The sequence below is a fragment of the Paraburkholderia caledonica NBRC 102488 genome, assembly GCF_000685095.1.
Taxonomy (GTDB): Bacteria; Pseudomonadota; Gammaproteobacteria; order Burkholderiales; family Burkholderiaceae; genus Paraburkholderia; species Paraburkholderia caledonica.
The window spans coordinates 326,637-352,497 of the sequence record NZ_BAYE01000006.1 but is presented as its reverse complement, the minus strand read 5'-3'; the positions used below and the strand labels follow the sequence as shown (position 1 = coordinate 352,497).

At 63.0% G+C, this 25,861-nt stretch carries 24 protein-coding genes; 15 read left to right on the top strand and 9 right to left on the bottom strand.

Features of this window, described 5'->3' with window-relative positions; all coding sequences use genetic code 11:
- Window positions 1-27 precede the first annotated feature (27 nt).
- Window positions 28-2,715 carry an ATP-binding cassette domain-containing protein gene (locus BCA01S_RS15450; RefSeq protein ID WP_027777679.1) on the bottom strand — a complete coding sequence of 896 codons (2,688 nt, stop codon included), beginning with the start codon at window positions 2,713-2,715 and terminating at the stop codon, window positions 28-30.
- A 504-nt stretch (window positions 2,716-3,219) separates the two neighbouring features.
- Here BCA01S_RS15450 and BCA01S_RS15445 point away from each other — a divergent pair.
- The 8 genes from BCA01S_RS15445 (at window position 3,220) to BCA01S_RS15410 (ending at window position 12,507) form a co-directional block, all read left to right on the top strand.
- A complete protein-coding gene (locus BCA01S_RS15445; RefSeq protein ID WP_027777678.1) occupies window positions 3,220-4,515 on the top strand; it encodes a glycosyltransferase family 4 protein in 1,296 nt (431 codons plus the stop codon).
- Window positions 4,516-4,625: 110 nt separating this feature from the next.
- A complete protein-coding gene (locus BCA01S_RS15440; protein WP_027777677.1) occupies window positions 4,626-5,231 on the top strand; it encodes a D-glycero-alpha-D-manno-heptose-1,7-bisphosphate 7-phosphatase in 606 nt (201 codons plus the stop codon).
- Window positions 5,228-6,502 carry a lipopolysaccharide heptosyltransferase II gene (gene waaF / locus BCA01S_RS15435; RefSeq protein ID WP_027777676.1) on the top strand — a complete coding sequence of 425 codons (1,275 nt, stop codon included), beginning with the start codon at window positions 5,228-5,230 and terminating at the stop codon, window positions 6,500-6,502. The genes BCA01S_RS15440 and waaF overlap by 4 nt, the downstream gene beginning before the upstream one ends.
- A gap of 24 nt (window positions 6,503-6,526) precedes the next feature.
- A complete protein-coding gene (locus BCA01S_RS15430) occupies window positions 6,527-8,272 on the top strand; it encodes a carbamoyltransferase family protein (RefSeq protein WP_027777675.1) in 1,746 nt (581 codons plus the stop codon).
- Window positions 8,269-9,348, top strand: a complete 1,080-nt coding sequence (locus BCA01S_RS15425) for a glycosyltransferase family 2 protein (RefSeq protein ID WP_027777674.1) — start codon at window positions 8,269-8,271, stop codon at window positions 9,346-9,348. The genes BCA01S_RS15430 and BCA01S_RS15425 overlap by 4 nt, the downstream gene beginning before the upstream one ends.
- Window positions 9,345-10,484, top strand: a complete 1,140-nt coding sequence (locus BCA01S_RS15420; RefSeq protein WP_027777673.1) for a glycosyltransferase family 9 protein — start codon at window positions 9,345-9,347, stop codon at window positions 10,482-10,484. The genes BCA01S_RS15425 and BCA01S_RS15420 overlap by 4 nt, the downstream gene beginning before the upstream one ends.
- Entirely contained in the window at window positions 10,474-11,430 is a 957-nt protein-coding gene (locus tag BCA01S_RS15415) for a glycosyltransferase family 4 protein (RefSeq protein WP_027777672.1), read from the top strand. Before BCA01S_RS15420 ends, BCA01S_RS15415 begins: the two co-directional genes overlap by 11 nt.
- A 57-nt stretch (window positions 11,431-11,487) precedes the next feature.
- Window positions 11,488-12,507, top strand: coding sequence for a UDP-glucuronic acid decarboxylase family protein (locus BCA01S_RS15410; RefSeq protein WP_027777671.1), 1,020 nt, complete (start codon window positions 11,488-11,490; stop codon window positions 12,505-12,507).
- Here BCA01S_RS15410 and BCA01S_RS15405 read toward each other — a convergent pair.
- A complete protein-coding gene (locus BCA01S_RS15405; RefSeq protein WP_027777670.1) occupies window positions 12,486-14,231 on the bottom strand; it encodes a RecQ family ATP-dependent DNA helicase in 1,746 nt (581 codons plus the stop codon). The genes BCA01S_RS15410 and BCA01S_RS15405 overlap by 22 nt on opposite strands.
- A 109-nt stretch (window positions 14,232-14,340) precedes the next feature.
- Window positions 14,341-15,549, bottom strand: coding sequence for a zinc-dependent alcohol dehydrogenase (locus BCA01S_RS15400; RefSeq protein ID WP_027777669.1), 1,209 nt, complete (start codon window positions 15,547-15,549; stop codon window positions 14,341-14,343).
- Between the two features lie 204 nt (window positions 15,550-15,753).
- On the opposite strand from BCA01S_RS15400, the gene BCA01S_RS37120 reads away from it, so the two are divergent.
- On the top strand, window positions 15,754-16,011 hold the full coding sequence (locus BCA01S_RS37120) for a hypothetical protein (RefSeq protein ID WP_084166866.1): 258 nt from the start codon (window positions 15,754-15,756) through the stop codon (window positions 16,009-16,011).
- Between the two features lie 138 nt (window positions 16,012-16,149).
- Here the strand turns inward: BCA01S_RS37120 and BCA01S_RS15390 are convergent, their stop codons facing one another.
- The 6 genes from BCA01S_RS15390 to BCA01S_RS15365 all read right to left on the bottom strand — a co-directional run bounded on the left by BCA01S_RS15390 (window position 16,150) and on the right by BCA01S_RS15365 (window position 19,810).
- A complete protein-coding gene (locus tag BCA01S_RS15390; RefSeq protein ID WP_027777667.1) occupies window positions 16,150-16,761 on the bottom strand; it encodes a hypothetical protein in 612 nt (203 codons plus the stop codon).
- A gap of 91 nt (window positions 16,762-16,852) precedes the next feature.
- Window positions 16,853-18,022: a zinc-dependent alcohol dehydrogenase gene (locus tag BCA01S_RS15385; RefSeq protein ID WP_027777666.1), complete on the bottom strand. Its 1,170-nt coding sequence runs from the start codon at window positions 18,020-18,022 to the stop codon at window positions 16,853-16,855.
- A 145-nt stretch (window positions 18,023-18,167) separates the two neighbouring features.
- Window positions 18,168-18,470 carry a hypothetical protein gene (locus tag BCA01S_RS15380; RefSeq protein WP_027777665.1) on the bottom strand — a complete coding sequence of 101 codons (303 nt, stop codon included), beginning with the start codon at window positions 18,468-18,470 and terminating at the stop codon, window positions 18,168-18,170.
- Window positions 18,467-18,841 (bottom strand): phage holin family protein, encoded by a 375-nt coding sequence (locus BCA01S_RS15375; protein ID WP_027777664.1) that lies wholly within the window; start codon window positions 18,839-18,841, stop codon window positions 18,467-18,469. Before BCA01S_RS15375 ends, BCA01S_RS15380 begins: the two co-directional genes overlap by 4 nt.
- A 108-nt stretch (window positions 18,842-18,949) precedes the next feature.
- Window positions 18,950-19,234, bottom strand: a complete 285-nt coding sequence (locus tag BCA01S_RS15370; RefSeq protein WP_020068314.1) for a CsbD family protein — start codon at window positions 19,232-19,234, stop codon at window positions 18,950-18,952.
- A 375-nt stretch (window positions 19,235-19,609) separates the two neighbouring features.
- Complete coding sequence (locus BCA01S_RS15365; RefSeq protein ID WP_084166865.1) at window positions 19,610-19,810, bottom strand: hypothetical protein; 201 nt, start codon at window positions 19,808-19,810, stop codon at window positions 19,610-19,612.
- A gap of 116 nt (window positions 19,811-19,926) precedes the next feature.
- Here BCA01S_RS15365 and BCA01S_RS39055 point away from each other — a divergent pair, with 116 nt between their 5' ends.
- The 6 genes from BCA01S_RS39055 (at window position 19,927) to BCA01S_RS15340 (ending at window position 25,837) form a co-directional block, all read left to right on the top strand.
- Window positions 19,927-20,373, top strand: a complete 447-nt coding sequence (locus tag BCA01S_RS39055; protein ID WP_244145995.1) for a hypothetical protein — start codon at window positions 19,927-19,929, stop codon at window positions 20,371-20,373.
- A complete protein-coding gene (locus BCA01S_RS15360) occupies window positions 20,355-22,238 on the top strand; it encodes a TonB-dependent receptor plug domain-containing protein (RefSeq protein WP_244145994.1) in 1,884 nt (627 codons plus the stop codon). Before BCA01S_RS39055 ends, BCA01S_RS15360 begins: the two co-directional genes overlap by 19 nt.
- 1 nt (window position 22,239) lies before the next feature.
- The gene (locus BCA01S_RS15355; RefSeq protein WP_027777661.1) at window positions 22,240-22,770 is read left to right on the top strand and encodes a YfiR family protein; all 531 of its coding nucleotides are present in this window, start codon (window positions 22,240-22,242) and stop codon (window positions 22,768-22,770) included.
- Window positions 22,767-24,701, top strand: a complete 1,935-nt coding sequence (locus BCA01S_RS15350) for a putative bifunctional diguanylate cyclase/phosphodiesterase (protein WP_027777660.1) — start codon at window positions 22,767-22,769, stop codon at window positions 24,699-24,701. Before BCA01S_RS15355 ends, BCA01S_RS15350 begins: the two co-directional genes overlap by 4 nt.
- 90 nt (window positions 24,702-24,791) lie before the next feature.
- Window positions 24,792-25,244 carry a MarR family winged helix-turn-helix transcriptional regulator gene (locus BCA01S_RS15345; RefSeq protein ID WP_027777659.1) on the top strand — a complete coding sequence of 151 codons (453 nt, stop codon included), beginning with the start codon at window positions 24,792-24,794 and terminating at the stop codon, window positions 25,242-25,244.
- A gap of 29 nt (window positions 25,245-25,273) precedes the next feature.
- The gene (locus BCA01S_RS15340; RefSeq protein WP_027777658.1) at window positions 25,274-25,837 is read left to right on the top strand and encodes an isochorismatase family protein; all 564 of its coding nucleotides are present in this window, start codon (window positions 25,274-25,276) and stop codon (window positions 25,835-25,837) included.
- The last annotated feature ends 24 nt before the right edge of the window (window positions 25,838-25,861 follow it).

Genomic DNA, 25,861 nt, shown 5'->3' with positions numbered 1-25,861 from the left:
CGGCGAACGCACACGGCCTCGAGTTTTTTATGCGCCCGTGCGCGCGGACGCCATGGCGAGATTGCGAATTTCGCCTATCAGCTTTTCCGGTGCAACCGGCTTCGAGAGATGCGCCTGGAAACCGGCCACCTTCGCTCTCATACGGTCTTCCCCCTCCGCGTAGCCGGTGATTGCAATCGCCGGCACGCGATCCTGCAGCGACAGCTGCCGATCGGCTTCGAGGCGTCGCAAACGGCGCAGTACGTCATAACCGTCTTCGTCCGCGAGCACGATGTCGCATAACAACGCGTGCGGCCATTGTGTGGTCGGTGTGGCGGCGAACCAGTCCAGGGCCTCCTTGCCCGACGACGCGGTTCGCACGCGCGCGCCACTCGACGCGAGCACCGCTTCTAATGCGTCGAGCGCGTCTTCCTGGTCGTCGATAGCCATGACAAAGAGACCTTCTAGCGGCGCTGCGCCGTCAACTTCCGAGGTCAACGGTATTGCCGCCGAACCGGCGCCGGAATCAGCGTCGGCCACCGGACGCAACGGCAGCATGGCGACATAGGCGAGCCGCCCGTTGAGCGTCATTAGCGTGAAGCTGCCGCCCGCCGCAGCCAGCGCTTCCTCCATATAGCGAGCGGCCGCTTGCGACAGTTCAGCGGGTTTTTCGCTCATGCCGAGTACCGTGACCCACACCTGATTGTTATGCCGCTCGACGCGAAGCTCGATTCGCTGCCCCGGCCTCGCGTGCACGATCTCGTTGCGGCACAGTTCGGCGATCAGCGGTTGCAGCACGCTCGGGTCGCCGGTCACGCGCAGATCGTTGTCGCTGATCTGCGGGTACAACGTCACCCGCTGCGCGGCAATTTCGTCGTGCAACGCGTCGATCACGCCGGCCATCAGCGCCGCGAGGCTGACAGACTGCGCGGTGAGCTTGCGCTGCGCATGTTCGAGTTCGCCCTGCTGCCACTGCAGGGACCACATCTTCGCGTACACGCCTTCACGCGTGAGCAACTCGCGGTGCGTGCCCTGCTCGACCACGCGGCCATGCTCCATCACCAGAATCCAATCGGCGTCGACTACCGTCGATAGCCGGTGCGCGATCACAATCGACGTGCGGCCTTGCGCAAGCCGCGTCAACTCGGTCTGGATCGCGCGTTCGGAACGCGTGTCGAGCGCGGAGGTCGCCTCGTCGAATACGATGATGCGCGGGTCCTTCAGAATGGCGCGTGCAATGGCGATGCGCTGGCGCTCGCCGCCCGAGAGCCGCACACCGCGCTCGCCGACGCGAGTGTCGTAATGATCGGGCAGACGTTCGATAAATTCGTCGAGTTGCGCCGCGCGCGCCGCCCGCACCACGTCCGCGCGCGTTGCCGAAGGCCTGCCGTACGCAATGTTATAGGCAATGGTTTCGTTAAACAGCACGGTGTCTTGCGGCACGATACCGATTGCTTCGCGCAGGCTCTTTTGCGTGACATGACCGATGTCCTGTCCGTCTATAAGAATCCTGCCGCTGTTTGGCTGATAAAGACGAAAGAGCAGCTTCACGAGTGTCGACTTGCCCGACCCGCTGCCGCCGACAATCGCCAGCGTCTTGCCAGGATAGGCATGAAAGTCCACGTCGCGCAGAATCTGCCGAGCCGGGTCGTAGCCGAAGTCCACGTGCTCGAACGAGATTTGCCCTGCGCTGACCACCAACGGTTTCGCGGCCGGTTCGTCGATATCCTCGCCAACGCGCCCACGCGCGGCCAATATTTCGAACATGCGCTCGACGTTGACCATCGCGTCGTTTGTCTCACGAAATACGAAGCCGAGCGTATTCAACGGCATGCAGATCTGGATGATGTACGCATTCACCAGAATCAGATCGCCGACAGTCATGCTTCCGGCCACCACGTGCTGCGCCGCGAGCAGCATGATTGCGCCAATGCCGAACGCGATCACCGCGCTCTGCCCGACGTGCAGCGCCGTCAGCGCGCGCTGATTCGCCGTTCTGGCGTGCACCCACTTGTCGAGCACGACAGACAACCGCTTCGTTTCGGTGTCTTCGGTGGCGAAGTATTTGACCGTGTCGTAGTTAAGCAGACTGTCGACGAGCCGGCCGTCCGATTGCGCCTCCAGAGCATTCACCGCGCGCTGGAACGCAACGCGCCGCCGGGTGAACACGAATGTATATGCCGCATAGCAAACGAAGGTTGCCGCAATCGCGATCATGAATTCGCGCGCGTAATTGTGGACCATGATCGCGACGATGGTGGCAATCTCGAACGCGGTCGGCACAATCGTAAATAGCGCGACGCCGAGCAGAAAGCCAATGCCGTCGGCGCCCTTTTGCACGTCCCGAACTATTGCGCCGGTCTCGCGTTTCGTGTGAAAGCGCGCACTCATGCGATGCAGATGCGCGAAAGTCCGCTCGGTAAATGCGGCGACGGTGCGCTGCGTGACGATGCTGAACACCACGTCGCGCGCTTCGTTCAATGCATCGCCGAGAAAACGCAGTAATGCATAAGCCAACACGAGGAACACCGGGAACAGCGCCTGCGCGACCGGGTGCCCCAGCTCGTCCACCACATGCTTGAGCACGAGCGGAATCAGAACGGTGGAGAGCTTCGCGGCCACCATCAGCAGCAACGCAGCGACGGTCTGGTTGCGATAACGCCAGACTGCGCGCATCAGGTCGGCGGCAATGCGGCGGGTCAACTGGGAACGGGGCAGCGTTGCGGAGTTCGGCATGGTGTCCTGAGAAGGCCGCGGCTGCGCGTGAACTGCAACCGGCATTAGATTCCACAAAGCGGATTAGCAAAGCGGCGCGACGAGTAGCGTGCATCGGGCACGTGCGCCTAGGGCAGTAATGAGTACACCGCGGAGCACACCGCGCAGCAAACCCCGCGCCCGCCGCCGGACAAAACTTAGCATAGACGACACATCAGCGGGACGCGATGAGCGCCGTCCGTCGAAGAAAATATGTTCGTCTACGTCGCTGACGCTGATCGAACTTACATGGCCGCTTGTAGAAAAAGGGAACGCCACACCGTTTCCTCGCGCGAAAAAAGGGAACGCTACAGCGCTTCTCCGCACCCAACGCCGCATTGCGCTTCGCGCGTCAATCAGAGCGCATAGGCACACCGCATGCTGATGCCGGGGAACAGCGTTGTATTGCGTGAAATTGCATAAGAGTGCTCAGCAAAACGCGCCATGGACGCCCCCGTTAATGCCAATCTCCGCGAAGGAATGTCAATGAAGATCGCCCTCATCAGTGAACACGCCTCGCCCCTCGCCGTCGCCGGCGGCGTCGACAGCGGAGGACAAAACATCTATGTCGCGAATGTTGCGCGTGAACTGACCGAGATGGGCCATCAGGTGGACGTGTTCACGCGGCGCGATCGCGCGTTGCTACCGCTCATATCCGACATGGAGGGCGTCCGCGTGATCCACGTCCCGGCAGGGCCGCCTATGCAGTTGCCGAAAGAACTGCTACTGCCCTTCATGGATGAGTTCGCCGCGTTCCTGATCGAGTTCTTCCGCCGCGAGAAAAACCCTTACGACGTCATGCACGCGAACTTCTTCATGTCGGGCCTTGCGGCATTGAAGGTCAAAGCGGCGCTCGGCGTGCCGCTCGTCACGACGTTTCATGCGCTCGGCCGTGTTCGGCGGATACATCAAGGCGCGAGCGACGGCTTTCCTGACGAGCGCTTCGCAATCGAGGACGACCTCGTCGCGCAGTCCGACGTGGTGGTCGCGGAATGTCCGCAGGACGAAGCAGACCTGATCGAGCTTTACCACGCCGACCCGGCGCGCGTCGAGATCGTGCCGTGCGGTTTCGACTCTGATGAATTTCACCCGATGGACCGTGCAGCCGCTCGCGACGCACTCGGCTGGCAGCAGAACCAGTTCACCGTGCTCCAGCTCGGACGGCTCGTGCAGCGTAAAGGCATCGACAACGTGGTTCGCGGCGTGGGTGTACTGAAGAAAGCCTTCAGAACGTCTGCGCAACTCTACGTGGTGGGCGGCAACTCCGACGCGCCGAATGAAAAGGCCACGCCGGAAATCGCGCGCCTTCGCGGCATCGCGCGTGAATGCGGCGTGGCTGAACAAACCATTTTCGTGGGACGGCGCGGGCGCGCGCAATTGCGCTACTACTACAGCGCGGCAGACGTGTTCGTGACGACGCCCTGGTACGAGCCGTTCGGCATCACACCGGTCGAGGCGATGGCTTGCGGCACGCCGGTGATCGGTGCCGATGTCGGCGGCATCCGCTATTCGGTTGCGGACGGCATCACCGGCTTTCTCGTGCCGCCGCGCGATCCGGCCGCGCTCGCCGCGCGCCTGAACCAGTTGCGGCGCGACCCCGCGCTCGCTCGCAGGATGGGCGAAGCAGGCGTCGAACGCGCGCGCAAGGAGTTCACATGGCGCGGCGTGGGCGAATCGCTCGCGCAGATCTATATGCGCACCGCGCGGCTCGTGCCCGCCAAAGCCACGGAAGACCGCGTGGAAATTCCGCTGCGAGCAGCAGCCGGCGCATCGTTCCGTTAGGTGCTGCGCAGCATTGCAGCGCTGATAGCGCAGCCAGTTGTGTCGAGCCGGTGCGGACGCATGGTCCGCTTGCGGCGATTCCGCTCACATTTTTCTGCACCGCCTTTGTCATGCTGCGACCCGCTGTATTTCTCGACAAAGACGGCACGTTGCTCGAGGACGTGCCCTACAACATCGAACCTTCGCTGATGCGCCTCGCACCGGGCGCGCGCGAAGCATTGACGCTGCTCGCGACCCAGCCGTTCGAGCTGTTCGTGATCAGCAATCAGTCAGGTGTCGCACTCGGCAAATTCCCGCGAGCGGCGTTAAAGAACGTGGAAGCCGAACTCACGCACAAGTTCGCCGAATCCGGCGCGACGCTCTCTGGCGCGTACTGGTGCCCGCATCATCCGGACGGCATCGTTGCCCCTTATGCGACCGCCTGCGATTGCCGCAAGCCGGCGCCAGGCCTGCTGCTGCGCGCTGCCCGCGAGCATCGGCTGGACCTCGCGCGCAGCTGGTTCATCGGCGACATTCTCGACGATGTCGAAGCGGGCAATCGCGCCGGATGCCGCACGATTCTGCTCGACAACGGCCATGAGACCGAGTGGATAGAAGGACCCCAGCGCGTTCCGACCGCGCGCGCCGCGGATCTGCACGAGGCTGCCTGGATCGTCGCAAACGCTGTGGAAGCAGTGGCGCCGCCCGCGCCCGCCGGCGAGGAAACCGCTCAATGAATGCGCCGCTTCTGATCGCCCAGCCGACACTCGCTCACGCTCGCGTGCCCGACAGCCCACAGCTTGCGCATTGGGGCGAGGACATCAAACGCATTCTGTGCGTGCGGCTCGACAATCTCGGCGACGTGCTGATGACTACGCCCGCGCTGCACGCACTGCGCGAGTCCTCACCCGGCCGCCACATCACGCTGCTTGCGTCGCGCAGCGGCGTTGCGCTTGCGCCGTTTCTCGACGATGTGGACGACGTGATCGAATACGAAGCGCCCTGGGTCGCAAATCCGCCGACGAGCGCGCGTTCGCTCGCCGACGATCAGCGCATGCAGGAACGTTTGCGGCGCGGCGGCTTCGATGCCGCCGTGATTTTCACGGTCTATAGCCAGAGCCCGTTGCCCGCGGCAATGCTGTGCCATCTCGCGGGCATTCCGCGGCGGCTCGCGCATTGCCGTGAGAACCCGTATGAGTTGCTGACAGACTGGCTGCGTGAACCGGAGCCGCAGCAGCGCACCCGTCATGAGGTGGAACGGCAACTGGACCTCGTGCGCCAGGTCGCCGCAGAAGCCCCCGACACGCGTATGCGCTTCACGGTGCAGGAGCCGGACCGTCGAACGCTTGCAGAGCAGTTGGCCGCGAGAGGCGTGCACAGCGGCGTAAAAGCCGACACGCCGTGCATCGTGTTGCACCCCGGCGCAACCGCCGCATCGCGGCGCTATCCGCCCGAGCGCTTCGGTCAGATCGCGACGCGCCTTGCCACCGAAACCGGAGCGCCGCTTCTGATTACCGGCAGTGCGAGCGAGCGTCCTCTCGTCGACGCGGTGATCGCCGCCGCCGCGCCTCGAGTTCGCTCACAACTGCACGATATGAGCGGCGCGCTCACGCTCGGCGAACTGGCAGCGCTGATCGAACAAGCGAGCGTGCTGGTGTCGAACAACAGCGGCCCGGTGCATCTCGCGTCCGCGCTCGGCACGCCGGTGGTCGACCTGTATGCGTTGACCAATCCGCAGCACACGCCGTGGCAGACGCCCAATCGCGTGCTGTTTCGCGATGTCGAATGCCGCTGGTGCTACCGCAGCGTGTGTCCTCAGCATCATCATGCGTGTCTGCTGGGCGTCACGCCCGGTGAGGTCGTGACAGCGGCGCTCGAGTTGCGCGCCGAAGCGCGAACTCGCGCAGCCTCCGTCGACTCCGGCGCTCGCCGCCCGGACGCTATCGAATTCAACGCCCACCACAGCGACGCGGCGCCGCCGCTCGCCGACGAACCCGTGGCTCCCTGAAACCCACTCCTACTGCGAACGCCCATGTACACACTCGGAATCAATGCCGTCTATCACGACAGCGCCGCAGCCCTGCTGCGCGACGGTGTGGTGCTCGCCGCCGCCGAAGACGAACGCTTCACGCACGTCAAGCATGCGAAGCGCCCCGTGCCCTTCTCGACCTGGGAACTGCCGTTCGACGCGATCGACTACTGCCTGAAAGCCGCCGGCATCACGCTGGCCGACGTCGATCATGTGGCCTACTCATACGATCCGAGCCTCTTTAGCGGCATGCCGAAGCGTCCCGGCGCGACTATCGAGTTGCCCTTCGATCCGGCCAACACGCGTCTGTCCGACCCGTCTGCATCGCCGTGGGACCCGCTCTTTCTCAGCTATATCGCGAACGCCAAGGGCCAATTGCTCGACGGCGCGCCGCATCATTTGCGCAAGCGCTTTCAGGGTGTGGACCGCGACAACGGCTTCAAGTGGCATTTCGTCGATCATCACCTCGCGCACGAGGCCAGCGCATTTCTCGCCGCCCCTTTCGAGGATACGGCGGTGCTCACCATGGACGGCCGCGGCGAAGGCGTGACGACCAGCATGGGCCAGTTCGTCGACGGGAAATACACGCGGCTCAAGCAGGTCGAACTGCCGCACTCCCTCGGCCTGCTTTATGAAGCGGTAACGGACTGGCTCGGCTTCCTGCATTCGTCCGACGAGTACAAGGTGATGGCACTGGCGTCGTACGGCAAGCCGGAATATCTCGACGTGTTCCGCGATATCGTGCGTTATCGCGGCGACGGCAGCTATACGGTCGACGCCCCGCGCCTCGTCAAACGCTTCGGCCCGGCCCGCGAACGCGGCGGCCCGCTCGAACAGCGCCACTTCGATATTGCCCATTCGTTGCAGCGTGTGCTCGAAGAAACGGTGCTGCAACTCGCGGGCTGGCTGCATGAGAAAACCCGCTTGAGCAAGCTCAGCATGGCAGGCGGCGTCGCATTGAACTGCGTGATGAATTCGAAGCTGCGCGACGCGGGCCCATTCGACGATGTGTGGGTTCAGCCCGCAGCGGGCGACGCGGGCACCGCGCTTGGCGCAGCGTTGTGGATCGATTCTCGCGAACGAAGCGAGCGCGGCGATCGCAAGCGTCATTGGGTGATGGACCACGCGTATTTGGGTCCCGAATATCCGGAACAGGAGATCGAACAGTTCCTGCAATGGTCGAAGGTGCCGTATCGGCGGCTCAACGACATTGCCGGCGAGACCGCCGACCTGCTCGCGAGCGGCAAGGTGATTGGCTGGTATCAGGGCCGCACCGAGTTCGGTCCGCGGGCACTCGGGGCGCGTTCGATCCTCGCCTCGCCGGTCGATCCGCACATGCAGGCGAAGCTCAATGAGATCAAGGATCGCGAGGACTTCCGCCCGGTTGCGCCGGTCGTCATGGAAGAACATGCGAGCGAGTGGTTCGTGAACGGCCAGGTCGCGCCGTTCATGCTGTTCGTGTTCGACGTGCGCGCCGACAAGGCCGAGCGCATTCCGGCAGTGCGTCACGTGGACGGCACCGCGCGCGTGCAGACCGTGAACCGCTCGCAGCACCCGCTTTACTACGATCTCCTGTCCGCGTTCAACCAGCGCACCGGCGTGCCGATTCTCGTCAACACATCGTTCAATACGCGCGGCGAGCCGATGGTGAATTCGCCCCGCGATGCGGTCGAGTCGTTCTGGACTTCGCCGCTCGACGCGCTCGTGATCGGCCCCTTCGTCGTCGAGAAAGCGCGGAGCGGCGCATGAGTCCATCCGCTACGCGACCGATCGACGTCGGAGGCAGCTTCGGCAATCCGCATAGCGAAGCCGAGCCGATTGCAGCCGGGTATCCGGGCGTGTTGCTCGCGCACCTCGACGTGTCGGTGGTCGTGCCGACTTATCGGCGGCCCGACATGCTCGCGTCGTGTCTTCGCGCGTTGACGGAACAGGACTTTCCCGCAGATCGCTACGAGATCGTGGTCTGCGACGACGGTCCCGACGAAGCGACTGGCGCATGCGTCGCGCGCATTTCCGGCGAGCAGGCTGAGCGCGGCCTCGCCGTGCGCTACGTGCCGGTGACTCGCACACAAGGCCCTGCAGGCGCACGCAATGCCGGTTGGCAACATGCGCGCTCGCCGGTGATCGCCTTTACCGACGACGACACGCTGCCCGATCCGCAATGGCTGCAAGAAGGGCTTGCGGCGATTCGCCAGGGAGCGGCAGCCGCCGCGGGCCGGATCGTCGTTCCGCTGCCCTCTTCGCCGACCGACTACGAGGCGGATGCGAGCGGCCTCGAGCGTGCGGAATTCGCGACCGCAAACGTATTCGTAGCGCGCAGCTTTCTGACGATGACAGGAGGCTTCGACGAGCGTTTCACCTCGGCGTGGCGCGAAGACTCCGATTTGCAGTTCACGCTGCTGCAAGCGGGCGGCAAGATCGTGCGTGCAAGCGATGCGGTGGTCGTGCACCCGGTGCGCCCCGCGCGTTGGGGCGTGAGCATCTCGCAGCAGAAAAAGAGTCAGTTCGACGCGTTGCTCTACAAGAAGCACCCCGAACTGTTCAAAACGCGGATTCGCTCGTCGCCTCCATTGCTGTATTACCTCATTCTCTGCGCCGCATTGGCAGCGCTAATCGGCGTTTTCGTGGGCGATGCCAATACCGTGACGCTAGCAGTGCTGGCGTGGTTCGCATTGACCGCGTATTTCTGTGCAATGCGTTTGCGAGGGAGGGACCGCAGTTTGCGCCACATTGCCGAAATGGCGTGGACGTCGATCCCGATTCCATTCCTGTCGATCTTCTGGCGGCTCTACGGCGCTGTACGTTACAAGGTGCTCTTCTTATGAATGCAGACTCGTTCATCGCCTCTGCCGCGCCGCGCCGCATAGCGATCTTCCGTGCATTGCAACTGGGCGACATGCTCTGCTCGGTGCCCGCGCTGCGAGCGCTGCGCGCAGCCGCGCCGCAAGCCCATATCGCGCTGATCGGCTTGCCGTGGGCGCAGTCGTTTGTCGAGCGCTACGCCGATCTCGTCGACGAACTGATCGTGTTTCCAGGAGCCGCAGGCTTTCCCGAGCAACCCGAATCGGACGAAGGGCTGCCCGCATTCCGTGAGTGGATGCGCGCCCAACGCTTCGATCTCGCAGTCCAGCTGCATGGCAGCGGCGGCATTGCAAACGATCTGCTGCTTCAGTTCGGTGCCAACGCTTATGCGGGCTTCGTACAGCCTGACGAGCAGCCGCGCGAAGGCGTGTTTATCGACTGGCCAGACGACCTGCCCGAACCCGAGCGCTACCTTGCATTGATGAGCGCGCTCGGCGCCGAAACCACCGAGCGGCAATTGTCGTTCCCTCTTTGCGAGCGGGATGGCGACGAATACGCGTCGTTGGTGGCGGCGCACGGCATCGAAGCGCAGCGCCTCGTGCTGGTTCATCCAGGTGCGCAATTGCCCTCGCGCCGCTGGCCGGTCGAGCGTTTCGCGGAAGTCGCGGACCGCCTCGCCGCCGACGGCTGGCAGATCGCCATCACCGGCACTGCGGCGGAAGCGTCGCTGACCGGCGCGGTGCTGGGCGCGATGACCGCGCCCGCGTTGCACCTCGCCGGTTCGACATCGCTCGGCGGACTGGCTGCGCTCGTCGCGCACGCGCGACTCGTCGTCTGCAACGACACGGGTATTTCACATATCGCCGCGGCCATGGCGACCGCGTCCGTCGTCGTCGCGTCGGGCAGCAATACGCGCCGATGGGCGCCGCTCGATCATGAGCGGCACCGCGTGCTTGCCGACTATCCGCCGTGCCGCCCTTGCATGTTCCGCGAGTGTCCTTACGGCCACCCATGTGCCCTGAACATCGGCGTGGACCGCGTCGTCGAGACGGCGCGCGCGCAGCTGGCCGAAGTTCGCGGCGCGCATCCGGCCGGTCCCTGCGCATTGCATACGCATGCCGAAACCGGATCCTTCGAGGAGTTGCACCATGCTGCGTAACTGCCGCCGTCTCCGTGTGCTGACATGGCACGTGCACGGCAACTACCTGTACTACCTGACACAGGCGCCGCACGACTTTTATCTGGTGACGAAGCCGGGTCATCCGCCTGGCTATGCAGGCAAAGTGGGCGTGCTGCCATGGGGCGACAACGTCCACGAAATCAATGCGGACGACGTGCCGGATCAGGAGTTCGACGTGATCCTGTATCAGCACAAGACGCATTGGGAATATGACCGCGAGCACGTGTTGAGCGACGCGCAGCGCCGCTTGCCGCGCGTGTATATCGAACACGATCCGCCGCAGGAGAACCCGTTCCAGCAATGGCATTGGGTCGACGATCCGGACACGCTGCTGGTTCACGTCACGCACTTCAATCAGTTGATGTGGGATTGCGGCGTGACCCCTACGCGCGTAATCGAACATGGCGTGGTGGTGCCGGAAGGCGTGCGCTATACCGGCGAACTGGAGCGCGGCATTGTCGTCGTGAATCATCTCGCTCAGCGCGGCCGGCGCCTCGGCGCCGACGTATTCGCCGACGCGCGCACGCGCGTGCCGCTCGACCTCGTCGGCATGGACGCCGAGCGGCTCGACGGCATTGGTGAAGTCGGCAATCTGGATCTGGCCGCGTTCACCGCGCGCTATCGCTTCTTCTTCAATCCGATCCGTTGGACCAGTCTCGGCCTCGCCATCGTAGAAGCGATGACGATAGGCATGCCGATCGTGGGCCTCGCGACTACTGAACTGGCGACGGTGATCCGAAATGGCGAAAACGGTTTCGTGCATACAGACGTGAATGCGCTTGTCGACGCAATGCATGAACTGCTTCGCGATCCTGCGGAAGCCAGGCGCCTCGGCGAGGGCGCTCGACGCACGGCGCTGGAGCGGTACCACATTGACCGTTTCGCGCAGGACTGGCACAACGCGCTGCTGCAAGTGACCGCGTAGGCCACAGATCGGCGCGGCTTGCGCCGGATAATCGTAAGACGACTAGGACCACGCAACATGAAAGAACTTACCCGCAAGCGGATTCTGGTCACAGGCGGCGCCGGCTTTCTCGGCTCACACCTGTGCGAGCGGCTCGTGACGCAAGGCCACGACGTGCTGTGCGTCGACAACTTCTACACGGGCACGAAGGACAACATCGCGCATCTTCTCGATTGCCCGAACTTCGAGCTGATGCGTCACGACGTGACATTTCCGCTCTATGTGGAAGTCGACGAGATCTACAACCTCGCCTGCCCTGCGTCGCCGATTCACTATCAACATGATCCGGTACAAACCACCAAGACGAGCGTGCACGGTGCGATCAACATGCTCGGACTCGCCAAGCGCGTGAAAGCAAGAATCTTCCAGGCATCGACGAGCGAAGTGTATGGCGATGCGCTCGTGCATCCGCAGAAAGAAGACTACTGGGGCCACGTGAATCCGATCGGACCGCGCTCGTGCTACGACGAAGGCAAGCGCTGCGCGGAAACGCTCTTCATGGACTACCGCCGTCAACATGGGCTTTCTATTCGCATTGCGAGAATCTTCAATACGTATGGGCCGCGCATGCATCCCGCCGATGGCCGCGTGGTGTCGAACTTCATGATGCAGGCGCTGCGCGGCGAGCCGATCACGCTCTATGGCGACGGCTCCCAAACGCGTTCGTTCTGCTACGTTGACGACATGATCGACGCGTTCATCCGTTTGATGAACACCGCAGAAGACCCCGGCGGCCCGGTCAATCTCGGCAATCCGCACGAAGTGAGCATGCGCGAGATCGCGCAACGCATTGTGGCAATTACGGGCTCAAGTTCCCCGCTTGAACTGCATCCGCTGCCGACCGACGACCCGTGGCATCGTCAACCGGACATTTCACGCGCGCGCGAGCTGCTCGGCTGGCAGCCAAAAACCTCGCTCGACGACGGACTGAAAGAGACCGCGCGCTACTTCCGCGCGCGGATCGAGGCAACGTCGGAAGCGACCGCCGATGTTGCCTCGATTGGGGCGCATGTGGATCAGCGCCCCGCCCTCACGTAACTCGCCAGAAACGTGCGGGTGCTGCCGTCGGGGAACTGCACGGCCACCTGCTCGCCGCTCGCCAGCGCGACCTCACCGGCGCCATAGCGCGGCACGCGCACGGCATCGCCCGGAGTCCAGACGCGTACTTTGCGCGGCTCACGCTTGCGTTGTGCGACTTCATTCCCGTGCGTCTCCGGTGCAACGATAGCGTCGGGCGCCATGTCGATTTGCGGCGGATTCACGCAGTTGTCGCAGACGCCGCAGCGCTCGGCGGCAGGCGAGTCGCCGTAATAGTCGAGGATCGCGCGCCACCGGCATTGACCCGTTTGCGCGTAGTCGATCATCTGCTGCAGCGTTTCCCTGTCGTGCGCACTCATCTGTTCGAATCGCGCCGCGGCATTGGCAACCGCGTCGCGCGAGGACTCCTGCGCGCCCTCGCGGCTTCGCAGACGATAGCGGCGCTGCCGGTCGCGGCCGGCCACGCGGGCGTCGACCAGCATGTTCAACGCGACTTCCAGCTTGCCCGCACCGACATCCGGCAATGCCTGCTTGAGCGCGGCCAGCGTGACGCCCTTCGGTTCGTCGGCAATACGCGCGGCAAGCGTGTCGTAGACCCGCTGCGCGAGCTCGACGCTCGGATAGCGTCCCGCGAGGAAGAATTGCTGAATGCGCCGGTCGTTCAGATCGAACAGCAGCACGCAATCGGCGGGTTCGCCGTCACGGCCTGCGCGGCCCGTTTCCTGATAGTAAGCGTCGAGGCTGCCGGGAATCTGGTAATGGATCACGAAGCGTATGTCCGCCTTGTCGATGCCCATGCCGAATGCGTTGGTTGCGATCATCAATCGGGTCGCGCCCGACATGAACTGCTCCTGCGCCTCTTCGCGAGCGTCAGCCGCCATTCGACCGTGATAGTGCGAGACCGACTCGCCTGCCTCCGTGAGCCAGCCGTAAATGCGATCGACGTCGCGCACAGTCGCCGCGTAGACGATGCCGGTCCCGCTAAGCGATGCAATCAGCTTCGACAATTGCTCGCGCTTGGCGGTCACCGCGCGCGCTGCGCCGTCCTTGCCTCCCGCCGTGCTGACCTGCACGACGCGATAGCGCAGATTCTGGCGATACGTGCCCGTGCGAACCACACGCGGTTCGCGCAATGCAAGCGAGTGCACGATGTCGTCGAGCACGCGTGGCGTCGCGGTGGCAGTCAACGCAAGCACCGGCGGCTGCCCCAGCGACTTCACCGCAGCCGCGATCTGCAGGAACGCGGGGCGAAAGTCGTGTCCCCATTGCGATACGCAGTGCGCCTCGTCGACCACCACTAGTCCTACGCGGTTTTCGGGGCGCGCGCGCAACGTCTCGATGAAGGCCGGTTGCGCAAGGCGCTCCGGCGTCACGAACACGATGCCGCTCTCGCCTGCCGCAATCCGCTCCAGCGCTTCGCGCTCGGCGCGACTACGCAGTGTGCTGTTCACGAGTGTGCAGTCGATTCCAGCGGCAAGCAGCTTGTCGGCCTGGTCTTTCATAAGCGCGATCAGCGGCGACACGACGAGCGTGGTGCCTTCGAGATGCAGCGCCGGCAACTGATAGCAAAGCGACTTGCCCGCGCCGGTCGGCATCGTGGCAAGCGTGTCGTGGTGTTGCAATACGCTGCGGATAATGTCCTCCTGACCGGCGCGCAAGCGCACGATACCGAACATGTCACGCATGGTCTTGCGCATGCTGCGAAGCCGTTGGTCGACTGTCATAGTTGGAAACAAGCGTCCTTGCGGGCGTTTTCGCCCGCGGTTGAAGTGAGATGAGTGTGAAAGACGACGTGAGAGACGAGTCCCCGCGCGCAGCGGCGTGACCCGCCGCTCACGGTTGCAGCTTGACCTTGATCCAGCCCGGCTCGCGATTGTCGAACGCGCGATATGCCTCGATCGCGTCGGTAATCGGCTCGCGCTGCGTCAGCACGGCAAGCGGATCGAACGAGCCGTTACGCACGATCTCAACGAGATGCGGCGTAATCGCGCGGTGATTGCAGTTGCCCATGCGCACGACGAGATTGCGGTTCATTGCTTCGCCAATCGGAAAAACGCGGTCGTTGGGCGGATACACGCCGATGATCGACACGGTGCCCGCTTTCGCCACCGCTCTGACAGACCACGTCAATACCTGCGAGGGTCCGCTGCCCGGACGCCAGTTATCGCCATCGGGGTTCGTATCGGGCGCAATCTCCTTCACTTCCTTGTCGAAGGCCTGTTGCTGGTCGCGCTCTTTCTGCGCGGCCGGGCCGTGCTCGGCACGCACCGCGTCCACGCCCACTGCATCGATCACGCGATCCACGCCGATGCCGCCGGTCAGTTGCAAAATCATGTCGACCGGATCTTCCTCGTCGAAATTGATTACTTCTGCGCCTTGCGTGCGAGCCATGTCCAGTCGCGACGCTATGCGGTCCACCGCAATCACGCGGCCGGCGCCCATCAGCTTCGCGCTCGCAATGGCAAACTGGCCCACTGGACCCGCTCCGAACACCGCGACCGTATCGCCGGTACGAACGCCCGCCAGTTGCGCGCCGAAATAGCCGGTAGGAAAGATATCGGAGAGCAGGATCGCGCGGTCATCGTCGATTTCGTCGGGTAAGCGGATCAGGCTCGCGTGCGCCAGCGGCGTGCGCGCGTATTGCGCCTGCAGGCCCTGGAACGGGCCGGTCGTTTTCGGTCCACCGAAGAACGCAGTGCCGGCGCTTGCGCCATTCGGATTTGCGTTGTCGCATTGGGCCGTGTAGCCCGAGCGGCAATACGAGCAATATCCGCACGAGATAGTCGACGGAATCAGCACGCGATCGCCTTGGCGCAGATTGCGCACACTGCGGCCCACTTCCTCGACGATGCCGATTCCTTCATGGCCGAGAATCGTGCCCGGCACCATGCCGCCCAACGTGCCGCGCACCATATGCAGATCGGTGCCGCAAATCGCGCTGGACGTGAGACGTACGAGCGCGTCGGTGGGTTGCTCGAGTTTGGGATCGGGAACATTGTCGAGACGGATGTCCCCTATGCCGTGAAATACGACTGCTTTCATCTGCACTCTCCTTCTCTCAGGTCTGACAGCGTCGCGGCCCGGGCTGCCTGCAGCGACAGCCCGCGTTGAATTCGCGAGCCTTGTCTCTGCACAGCAATCCGCGTGCAACACTTCATCTGAAACATCGTCTGCAAGGCGGGTATCGCTTTTGCTCGCTTTCGATGTGCGTGAACGAAGCGTCAATTAACCTGAGAGGAGAAAAGCATGAACCAGGAACCGTCCGATCCCGTGGAACGCGCGGACCAGCGGCGTGAGAAGCTGGGTGATGGAGACGTCAAGATCAAATCCGACGGCACAGTGGAAGAGCGGGAGCATGGAAGCATCGATCCGACTCTGGTTCCAAAGGGAAAAGAACACCCGTCTGAAGGGCCGTACACCCCTGAGCACGATCACGTGGATCCTGATCTCGAACCGGGTGGCGCCGAAGGACATCCAACCAGCAAGGGCGATCTGTCAGCGTGACGCTGTGCGCGTGTTGTTCGCATGACCAGATGGTTGCAAAGACACCGTGCAAGACAAGCCTATATAGCGCCCAAACTTAACGCTGAATGAAGCGTACCCGCCGTCCGGAAGGTACGCTTTCTACGCTGATGCGAAGGCTTATGCGGCGCTCGTCGCGCTGCCCGCACGCAGGCGCTGACCCGTCGTCGACGACTGTTCGCCGCGCGTATAAGGCGCTAGCGCATCCGGCGTGCGCATGTCGCGTGGCGTTTCGAAGTCCGCGAGCGCGGCGCCGCGCATCTGCTCGGGCGAGCTGGAAAAACCGGTGCGATCGCTGTAGTCCGCCGACGGCAACCGCGGCACACTCTCCACGCAATTGGCGGCATACACGTCGAGCGCCGTGACACAGGCCACGTTCACGGCCGCGGCTGCCGCCCGTTGCCGGTCGCGTGCGCTCCATTTGTTCGACGTCAGCGCGAGCGTGCCAAGGTCGAGCGCATCGCCGCCTACGCGTGCCCACAAGAATGGCCGCGGATCGCGCGACGCCAGTATGCCGACGCCGCACGCAAGTTCGCGCAAACCATAGAAGCGCATAGTGCCGGGTCCTGTCTCGACACCTGCCGCGCGAGCCATCATGCGCGGCGCCACCAGTTCTGCAAGGCCGAGCGCAATGCTGTACCACCCAAGACCGCGCGCGATCGAATGGGGCTGCGGCAGTCGTTCCTTCAGAGCGCGAGCGCTCTTCTGCTTCGGTTCAGTACGAGAATCCATTTACACCACCTTCATTCTGGGGAGCCACGTCAGCGCGGCTCACGTGAAATAACAGACAGCGCCAGTGTCGCGACGATCACTGCCCGACGCGTCAGGGTTTGAGCACGACCTTGATGCAGCCGTCTTCCTTGTCGCGGAACGTCTTGTACATGCGCGGGCCTTCATCGAGCGAAACCGTGTGCGTGATGACGAACGACGGGTCGATCTGCCCTTCCTGGATTCGCCGCAGCAGATCGTCGGTCCAGCGGTTGACGTGCGTCTGTCCCATGCGCCATGTCAGGCCCTTGTTCATCGACGCACCGAACGGAATCTTGTCTACCAGACCGCCGTAGACGCCCGGCACCGACAACGTTCCCGCAGGACGGCAAACGTAGATCATCTCGCGCAGCACGTGCGGCCGGTCGGTTTCGAGCATCACGGCCTGCTTTGCGCGGTCGTACATGGCGTCAACCGAACGCGTTGCGTGCGATTCCATGCCGACAGCGTCGATACATTTTTCCGGCCCCTTGCCGCCCGTCAGTTCCTTCAGCCGTTCAAGGACGCTCTCTTCCTTGAAGTCGATCGTGACGGCGCCGCCCGCGCGCGCCATGGAAAGACGCTCGGGTACGCAGTCGATCGCAATCACCTGCTTTGCGCCGAGCAGCACGGCGCTGCGAATCGCCATTTGCCCGACCGGGCCGGCGCCCCAGATCGCGACGGTATCGGTAGGCTCGATATCGCATTGCACCGCAGCCTGCCAGCCGGTCGGAAAAATGTCCCCGAGGAAAAGCACCTGCTCGTCGCTAAGACCGTCCGGAATCTTCACATGCGTTTTGTCCGCAAACGGCACGCGTACGAACTCGGCCTGCCCGCCAGGATAGCCGCCAGTCAGATGCGTGTAGCCGAACAGGCCCGCTGTGGTATGGCCGAACATCTTGTCGGCAATGTCCTTGTTGCGATTACTCCGTTCGCACACGGAAAAGTTGCCGCGTTTGCATTGATCGCATTCGCCGCAGATGATGGTGAACGGCACGACCACGCGGTCACCGACCTTCAGCGCGCTGTTCTCCTTGCCGACTTCCACCACCTCGCCCATGAACTCGTGGCCCATGATGTCGCCGGACTCCATGCCGGGCATGAAGCCGTCGTAAAGATGCAGGTCGGAGCCGCAAATCGCGCAACTCGACACCTTGATGATCGCGTCGCGCGGGTGTTCGATCTTCGGATCGGGCACAGTGACGCAGCGGATGTCTTTCTTGCCATGCCATCTAAGCGCCTTCATATATCCTCCACACTGAACGGTTCAACTACTCGCGGGTGAAACGCGAACACATGTGCATCCGGCGTGCCGCGCGGTCTCGTACCGCGCGATAGTCGCCGCATCGCACGTGGAGTCGATGGCGCCGGCATGAAAGCGTCAAATGGCGCTAGCGCTGAAACACACTGCGCGCGGTCCTCGTGAGCCACGCCATTACGCTTGTGCGTGCGAGCGTTCCAATCGCTTTGCGCGGCCCGAGAAGCACGGCCGCAAGACCGGCCGCGAGCACCAGTGCCAGGTAAGGCGTGTCGGCGAGAGAACTCATTGCGTTGACGGCCGGCACACCCGCTATCGCGGTTCGCCGAGGCGTGTGCAGTGCCAGATTTGCAGACAGCAGGCGCGCGCGCGAGGCGGCCATGCGCTGAAGGATCGCCGCGCGGCGTTCCTGATGCCAGGCTGGATCGTGTTTCATTTCAGGGCGTCCTTCAGGGCTTCCAGGTCATGGGACACTTCGTCGCGCAGCACATGCAATGGCTCGACGGGCTTCTGGGCCTTCATCATCGCGAAGGTGGCGATCGATATGACGAGCCACGCAGCTGCAACACCCCACGCAACGGCAATGACGTAAGGCGTATTCCACGCCGTCACGATGATGGCCACGCACAGAAAAGAGAGGGTGAACATGGCAGCGACCGCCAGCACGACCATCGCGATGACTTCGCGCACCAATCGCCCTTTCGCCTCCTCCAGTTCGAGTGCCAGAAGTTCGGCGTAGTCCACCGCCCGACTCGAACAGAAACGCGCCACGTTGCGCCACTGGCTCACTTTGGTATGTATCGACATCCTGTATCTCCCGCCAGCAATTGCCGTCACGGGCGCTCGCCACCGGTTACGTCAACCGGCGACGAGCGCTTGATCCGAACGATGCAATCGACTCTATGTCAACCGTATCTAACGGTAATCCCTGTCGCCACGAACATCGCGTGCGGTTGCCGAGCGCAGCGCGCCGAGAATGAACCCCGCGGCCGCCGCAATCGCGAGCGCGGTGAACGGCCGCTCGGTGGTCGTCTCGCGCACGACGTCCGTGAGATCCGCCCACACCTGTTGAGCCTTGCCGCTTAGTTCGCGGGCGGTGCCGGCCATCTGGGTCCCGGTGTCGCCGAGCATCTCGCCCGCCGCCTCCTGCACCTTGCCGCCTATTTCCTTCACTGCCCCTTCCACTTTTCCTGTTTCCATGTTTGCTCTCCGTGGTTTGCGCGCACTAGGGTGCACAGCACTGGCCGCGCAGCCGGAGCCCCGGCATGCGTTGTCGACACGCCGCAAGAAGCGCGCCGCGTGAGCGCCCGAAGAGAACTCACCGGCAGTCGACGGGAGCGAGCCCAAAGGAGCCGGCGCGCAAGAGAGAGCAAGGAGAAGAGAACGGAGGATGCGGAGGGAGAAACGGCGGATGTACGCGAAGTACGACTAGCGCATCGCGCGTACCGAGAACATCGCGCCTATGCCCGACGTCAAAAACGCGCCGTTACATGGACGTGCGCATTGGCGCAACCAGGGTATTCATGACGCGCGCCTATGCGTTGGAGGCGCGCGTTTCAGTGTCAAACGACTGGCTTAACTTTGCGGCAATGCACCGTTGAGCAGGCGCTGCAGTGTGTCGATCTTACGAAGGTGCACGCCCCACAGTTGCCCGCCGTCCTTGATGCGACGCAGACGCTCGTGCCAGTAGGAGAGCGGAAAAGCCGAATTGTCGCTAGCACTTGCATGCGAGCGCACGAGAACCTGTTCGATATGGGCGAGATCACGTTCGATCATCGCCTGTCGCATGGAGCCGAGAGTTCTCGAATTGAAAGTTTGTTGCATGACGGTGAGGGCGGCGGTAAAAACGGCTCTTACAGCAAGCCGCGTGCCGCGACTTCACGAGGCCTCCGTTGGATACCGCCGAAATCCATGCGCCACGCGCTATTCGACGATTTGAAAAGGCGTATGCACGCGGCAAGGCCTTCGGATTTTGCGCCATGCATGGCTTCAAACGTCGGATATCCCTATTCCCTTTTTACAACTTCAGCCTCGTCCAAGGCTGCTGTGAAGTCAGCCCGCGCACAGCGCGGCGGCTCACGCCGACTCAAGCTTCCCATGCTCGCGCCGATAACAAGCAGGTGACGATCCACTTTGAAGGAGCGTTCCCGATTTACCGGCTGTCATGGTTCCAACTACGCGCGCTTCTTTTTTCCTTTCTCAACGCCTGGTCGCTTGTTCTGTCGCGGGACTGGCAACGCTCTGTTCGCCGGCAGCTTTCGCCGGTAACGAGCCTCGCGCGAGCGCAGCTTCGGCCCCGGACGCCGAGGAGTTGGCGGCGATGCCATTGGAGGCGCTGATGCAGGTCACTGTCAGCACGGCGTCACGTTTCGATCAGTCGGTTACCGACGCACCAGCCGCCGTGGTCGTTCTTACCGCCGAAGACATCAGTCAGTTCGGCTGGCGCACGCTTGCCGATGCGCTCGCGTCGTTGCCGGGCCTGTATGTGACGAACGACCGCTCATATGAATACCTCGGCTCGCGCGGCTTTCAGCGTCCTGGCGATTACAACAGCCGGTTCCTGCTGCTGATCGACGGCATGCGTACGAACGACGGTGTGTACGGTCAGGCACCCATCGGCACGGACTTCCCGCTCGACATGGATCTGGTGAAGCGCATCGAGTATGTGCCGGGCCCGGGTTCGGCGATGTACGGCGCGAACGCGCTTTTCGGCGTGATCAACGTGATTACGAAAACCGGCAGCGATCTGGCGGGCGCGGAAGCCGCCGTCGCGGTGGGGAGCTTCGGCGAGAAAAAGGCGCGTGCTTCATACGGCTGGCATGGTGCGCACGGTGCCGACATTCTTGTTTCCGCGACGTCGTATGGACGCAGCGGTCAGGATCTGTACTATCCGGCATTCGACACGCCCGAGCAGAACAACGGCGTCGCCAACCGGCTGGACTACGACCGCGCGCAGAACTTTCTCGGCAAGGCCGCGTATGGCGATTTCCGGCTGACGTTCATTTACGGAAACGGCACGAAGGGCGTGCCCGATGCGCCGTACGGCGCGGTGTTCAATGCGCCCTTCAGCGTGACGGACACGCGAAGCTATCTGGATCTCTCGTACCAGCATTTGCTTGCCGACGGCGTGACGCTGTCATCGCAGGTGTACTGGGGCCGCTACGACTACCGGATGCCCTCGGTCTATGGTCCGCAACCGTATGTGGCCAATGTCGACGGCAGCCACGCGCTCTGGTACGGCGCCGATGTGCACGCGACCGTGTCGTCGATCGACAAACATCGGATCGTGATCGGTACGGACTTCGCCAGAGACGCGCGCCTGAACCAGTACAACTACAACGTCGATCCGTATTCGCAATTGCTCGACGACCATCACAGCGGCAACCGCGCCGGTGTCTATATCGAAGATGAAATCACGTTGCCCGCGAATTTCACGCTGAATGCGGGCTTGCGTTACGACCAGCAGACGGCCTCGGGCGGCAACCTGAGTCCGCGCATCGGGCTCGTCTACAAGCTGACTCCGCGCGACACCTTCAAGCTGCTGTACGGCGAGGCCTATCGCGCGCCGAACGCATACGAGATGTACTACGCGGTAGGCGGCGCCGACGGCCAGTTGGGTAATTCATCGCTGAAGGCAGAGCACATCGCGACGACCGAACTCGTATATGAAAGAGCCGTGTCCGCGATGGCCCGCGCGACACTCTCGCTGTTCCAGTACAACGCGCGCGAGCTGATCACGACGACACAGCAGAGCGCCGGTCTTTATATCTTCCGCAATGTCGATCGCGCCACCGCGCGAGGCGCGGAACTCGCCTATGAGCAGCAAATCGCAGGCACGCGGGTGCGCGCCAGCTATTCGTACCAGATAGCTCACGACTCCAACACCGGGGCCGCACTCCAGAATTCGCCGAAGCATCTCGCGAAAGCCAATGTGGCGGTGCCGTTCTTCGCGAATGCGCTGGTATCGGGACTCGAAGTGCAATGCACGTCCACGCGACTGGCCGCGGTCGGCGAAACCGGCGGTTTCTGCCTCGCGAACCTCACGCTGAGTTCGCGACGGCTGATTCGCGGTGCGGACCTGTCGTTTTCCATTTATAACCTGACCGACAAACGGTACGCCGACCCAGTGGGTCCGGGCTTCACCCAGGAGACAGTTGCGCAGCAAAGCCGGACCTTCGTGTTCAAGGCCGTCTACGGGTTCTGACATGAATCGCGTTCGCATCAGGACCATAGCGGCGTGTTTCGTGTTCGCGTCGCCGCTGATCGTGCAGACATCGGTCGATGCACAGGTGGACCTGTCCGCCCTCGAGGCGGCCTACATCTTCAACTTTGCGCAGTTCACCGACTGGCCACCAGGACGCTCGGCGGACAACGTCCTCTCAGTGTGCGTGGACCAGGAGAGGCCGCTCGGTCAGGCGCTCGCCAAGCTCGACGGCAAGCGTGCGGGCAAACAGGGATGGCGCGTTCGGCCGCTGCCTCGCACGGAAAAAACCGCCGATTGCCACCTCGTCGTGTTAACCGCAAACACTCCATTGAGCGCGGCAGTCAAGGCGCTGCTGGCATCCGACGCGCCCGTCGTGATCGTGAGCGAGGTCGACACCGCGGAGCAGGGCTGGGTGATTCGCCTCGTGCGCGACGGCGATCATCTTAAGTTCGATATCAACGTTAGCGAGGCTTCACGCCGGCGCATCACGCTCAGTTCGAAACTCATGCGCCTCGCGAGGACGGTTCTATGAAAAGTTTCTCCGGATGGTCACGGCTTGTATGGCCACGCGAACATGTGAATCTGGTCGGCGTGGCGATCGCGCTGCTCATTTCCAGTGTCGTGCTGCTGATCTATCAGGCGCTTTCGCTGCGCGCGTCGCTGACCGACGACGTCAGCATGCAGGCATCGGTGCTCGCAGAGAATCTGACCGCCTCGGCCATGTTCGGCGACCGCGAAGCGACTGCTGAAGTACTCGGCTCGCTTCGCAAGGTTCCGCATGTGGAGAGCGCAACCGTCTATACGCCAGATGGCGAACTGTTCGTGCGCTATGCGCGCCCGGGGCTCAGCCGAGTTGACTACGAAGAAGGCACGCTCGCGAACGTGGGCGGCTCGCGCCATCTTTCACTCGAAGACATCTTCGTCGCGGCACCCATCATTCATAACGACCGGTTGCTCGGCAGCATCGTGGTCGTAGCGACGACTGACGCTATAAAAACGCAGGTTGCCCAGTACGGCTGCTTTCTTGTCGGCGCGTCGCTGTGTTCGGTGTGGATTGCATCGCTCGTCATGAAGCGCATGCGCGAGCGTGTGTCGCGCGCGGAGAAAGACCTCGAATATCTTGCTTCGACTGATCCGCTGACGGACCTGCCTAATCGCCGTGCGTTCTACGATGAACTGAAGACGCGCCTGCACAAGGCAAGCGCCGCGAATAAACGCGTCGCGCTGATGATGGTGGACCTCGACAACTTCAAGACCGTCAACGATACGCTCGGCCACGGCGCCGGCGATGAACTGCTCAAGCAGGTCGCCGAGGCGTTGCGCAACGTCGTCCGGCCTCACGATCTGGTGAGCCGAATCGGCGGCGACGAATTCGCTGTCGTGCTCGGGCCCGATGCTAGCCGCGTTCGTGCGCGCGCCACGGCGGGCCGCGTCGCGCGCAACCTGTCACGCCCATTCGTTCTGCTTGGCATCGAGTCGGCCGTGACGGCAAGCGTGGGGTTCAGCATTTATCCCGAGGACACCGCCGAAATCGCGGAACTGGTCAGCAATGCGGACATTGCGCTGTATTCGGCGAAAAGCAGGGGCAAGAGCATTGCGGTCGAGTTTCAGAGCGAGATGACGGCCGAGGCGCAACGGCGCGCGCGCATCGAAGCCGAACTGCGCAAGGCGCTCGAACACGACGGACTCGACATCGTCTATCAGCCGCAATTCGACTGCCTTTCCGGCCGCCTGCTCGGCGCGGAGGCGCTCGTCCGTTGGACGCATCCGACGGAAGGCCCCATTTTGCCGGCCGAATTCGTTCCGATTGCCGAAAACAGCGATCTGATCGTCGCGCTTGGCCGCTGGGTCTTGTCGCGTGCGTGCCGCGACGCCGCGAGCTGGAATGCCGGCACGAATGCAGGCGTGCATGTGGCCGTGAACATTTCCGCACGCCAACTGCGAACCGAAGGCTTCACGGACGAAGTGTGCACCGCGTTGAAAAAAAGCGGCCTGCCGGCTTCGCTGCTCGAACTCGAACTGACCGAGAGCCAGTTGATGTCCAATATGTCGGTGGGCATTCAGGCAATGCAGGAATTGCGTGCCGTCGGCGTGCGCCTGTCGCTCGACGACTTCGGCACGGGGTACTCGTCGCTGTCATACCTGCAATCTTTTCCGGTGCACAGCATCAAGATCGACCGCAGTTTCATCTGTCCATTGCCCAATGGCGGTCAGCCCATCGTCACCGCGATCATTTCGATGGCGCATAGCTTCGGCCTGCTGGTCGTCGCGGAAGGCGTCGAGTATCCCGCGCAACTCGAATGGCTGTGCGACGCGCGCTGCGATGTGGTGCAAGGCTTCCTGACCGGCCGTCCGATGCGGCTCGAACAACTGCTCGCGATCATTCGCGCGGAAAAAGAACAGACAGACCCGCGTAGCAGAACGCCGGTCGCGCCGCGGTCGCACCGTGTGCCAACAGCCTGAGAGACTGACCGTCCACTTGACCCGTGCCATATATGAAGGTAGCCTACACAGGTTACCTTCATATATTCGTCTGGCTTTCTGCTGGCACACATGGGCAAGAACGATCCGCCGCTCGACTCCGATTCGCTTCACGCACTCGCCGAAGATCTGCGGGTGCTGACCGGCAAGCTGCGTCGCCGTCTGCGCGAAGAGGCTCATCTCGGCGATTTCACGCCTTCGCAGATACAGGTTCTCGGCCTGCTCGAACGCGACGGCCCCGCAACGGTCACCGAACTCGCGCGCACCCAGGGCATGCGTCCGCAATCCATGAGCGAGACGCTTTCTGTTTTGAAAGCCGCAGGCCTCGTAAGGGGCGCCCCCGATCCGAACGACGGCCGGCAAACGGTTCTTTCGCTCACGCCCGCCTTCCGCAAGAAGATCAAGGCGAGTCGCGCCGCACGCGAAGACTGGCTGTTTCGCACTATCCAGACGCGCTTTTCGGCAGCCGAGCAGCAGCAACTTGCCGCCGGTGTCGAACTGCTCAAACGCCTGACCGAATCGTAATTCTCACGCAGACCAGAACTGGAGCTCACATGGCACTGACCACGCTCGACGCAAAGACCGCACTGGTGGTGATCGACTTACAGCAAGGCATCGTCGCAATGCCCACCGCTCATCCCACGGCTGAAGTGGTCGCACGCGCGGCCCAATTAGCCCACGCGTTTCGCCACAACGGTCTGCCCGTCGTGCTGGTGAACGTGGCGGGCGGCGCGCCGGGGCGCGCGGAGCAGGCGCGTCCTACCGGCAATTTCCCCGCGGGTTTTGCCGACCTCGTGCCCGAACTGAACCGGCAAGCGTCGGATCATCTGGTGACGAAACACACGTGGGGCGCGTTCACGAATACCGATCTCGAAGCGTATCTGCGCGAGCAAGGCGTGACGCAAATCGTGCTCGCGGGTGTGGCGACCAGCGTCGGCATTGAATCAACCGCGCGTTTCGCGCACGAGCTAGGTCTGAACATCGCGTTTGCTGTCGACGCAATGACCGACCTGCACCTGGACGCTCACACGAACAGCCTCACGCGAATCTTCCCGCGCCTCGGCGAGACCGGCACCACGCAGGAAGTGCTCGCCATGCTGGAACAAACGCGCGCATGAGCATGCGCTGTCGGCCAGACACCA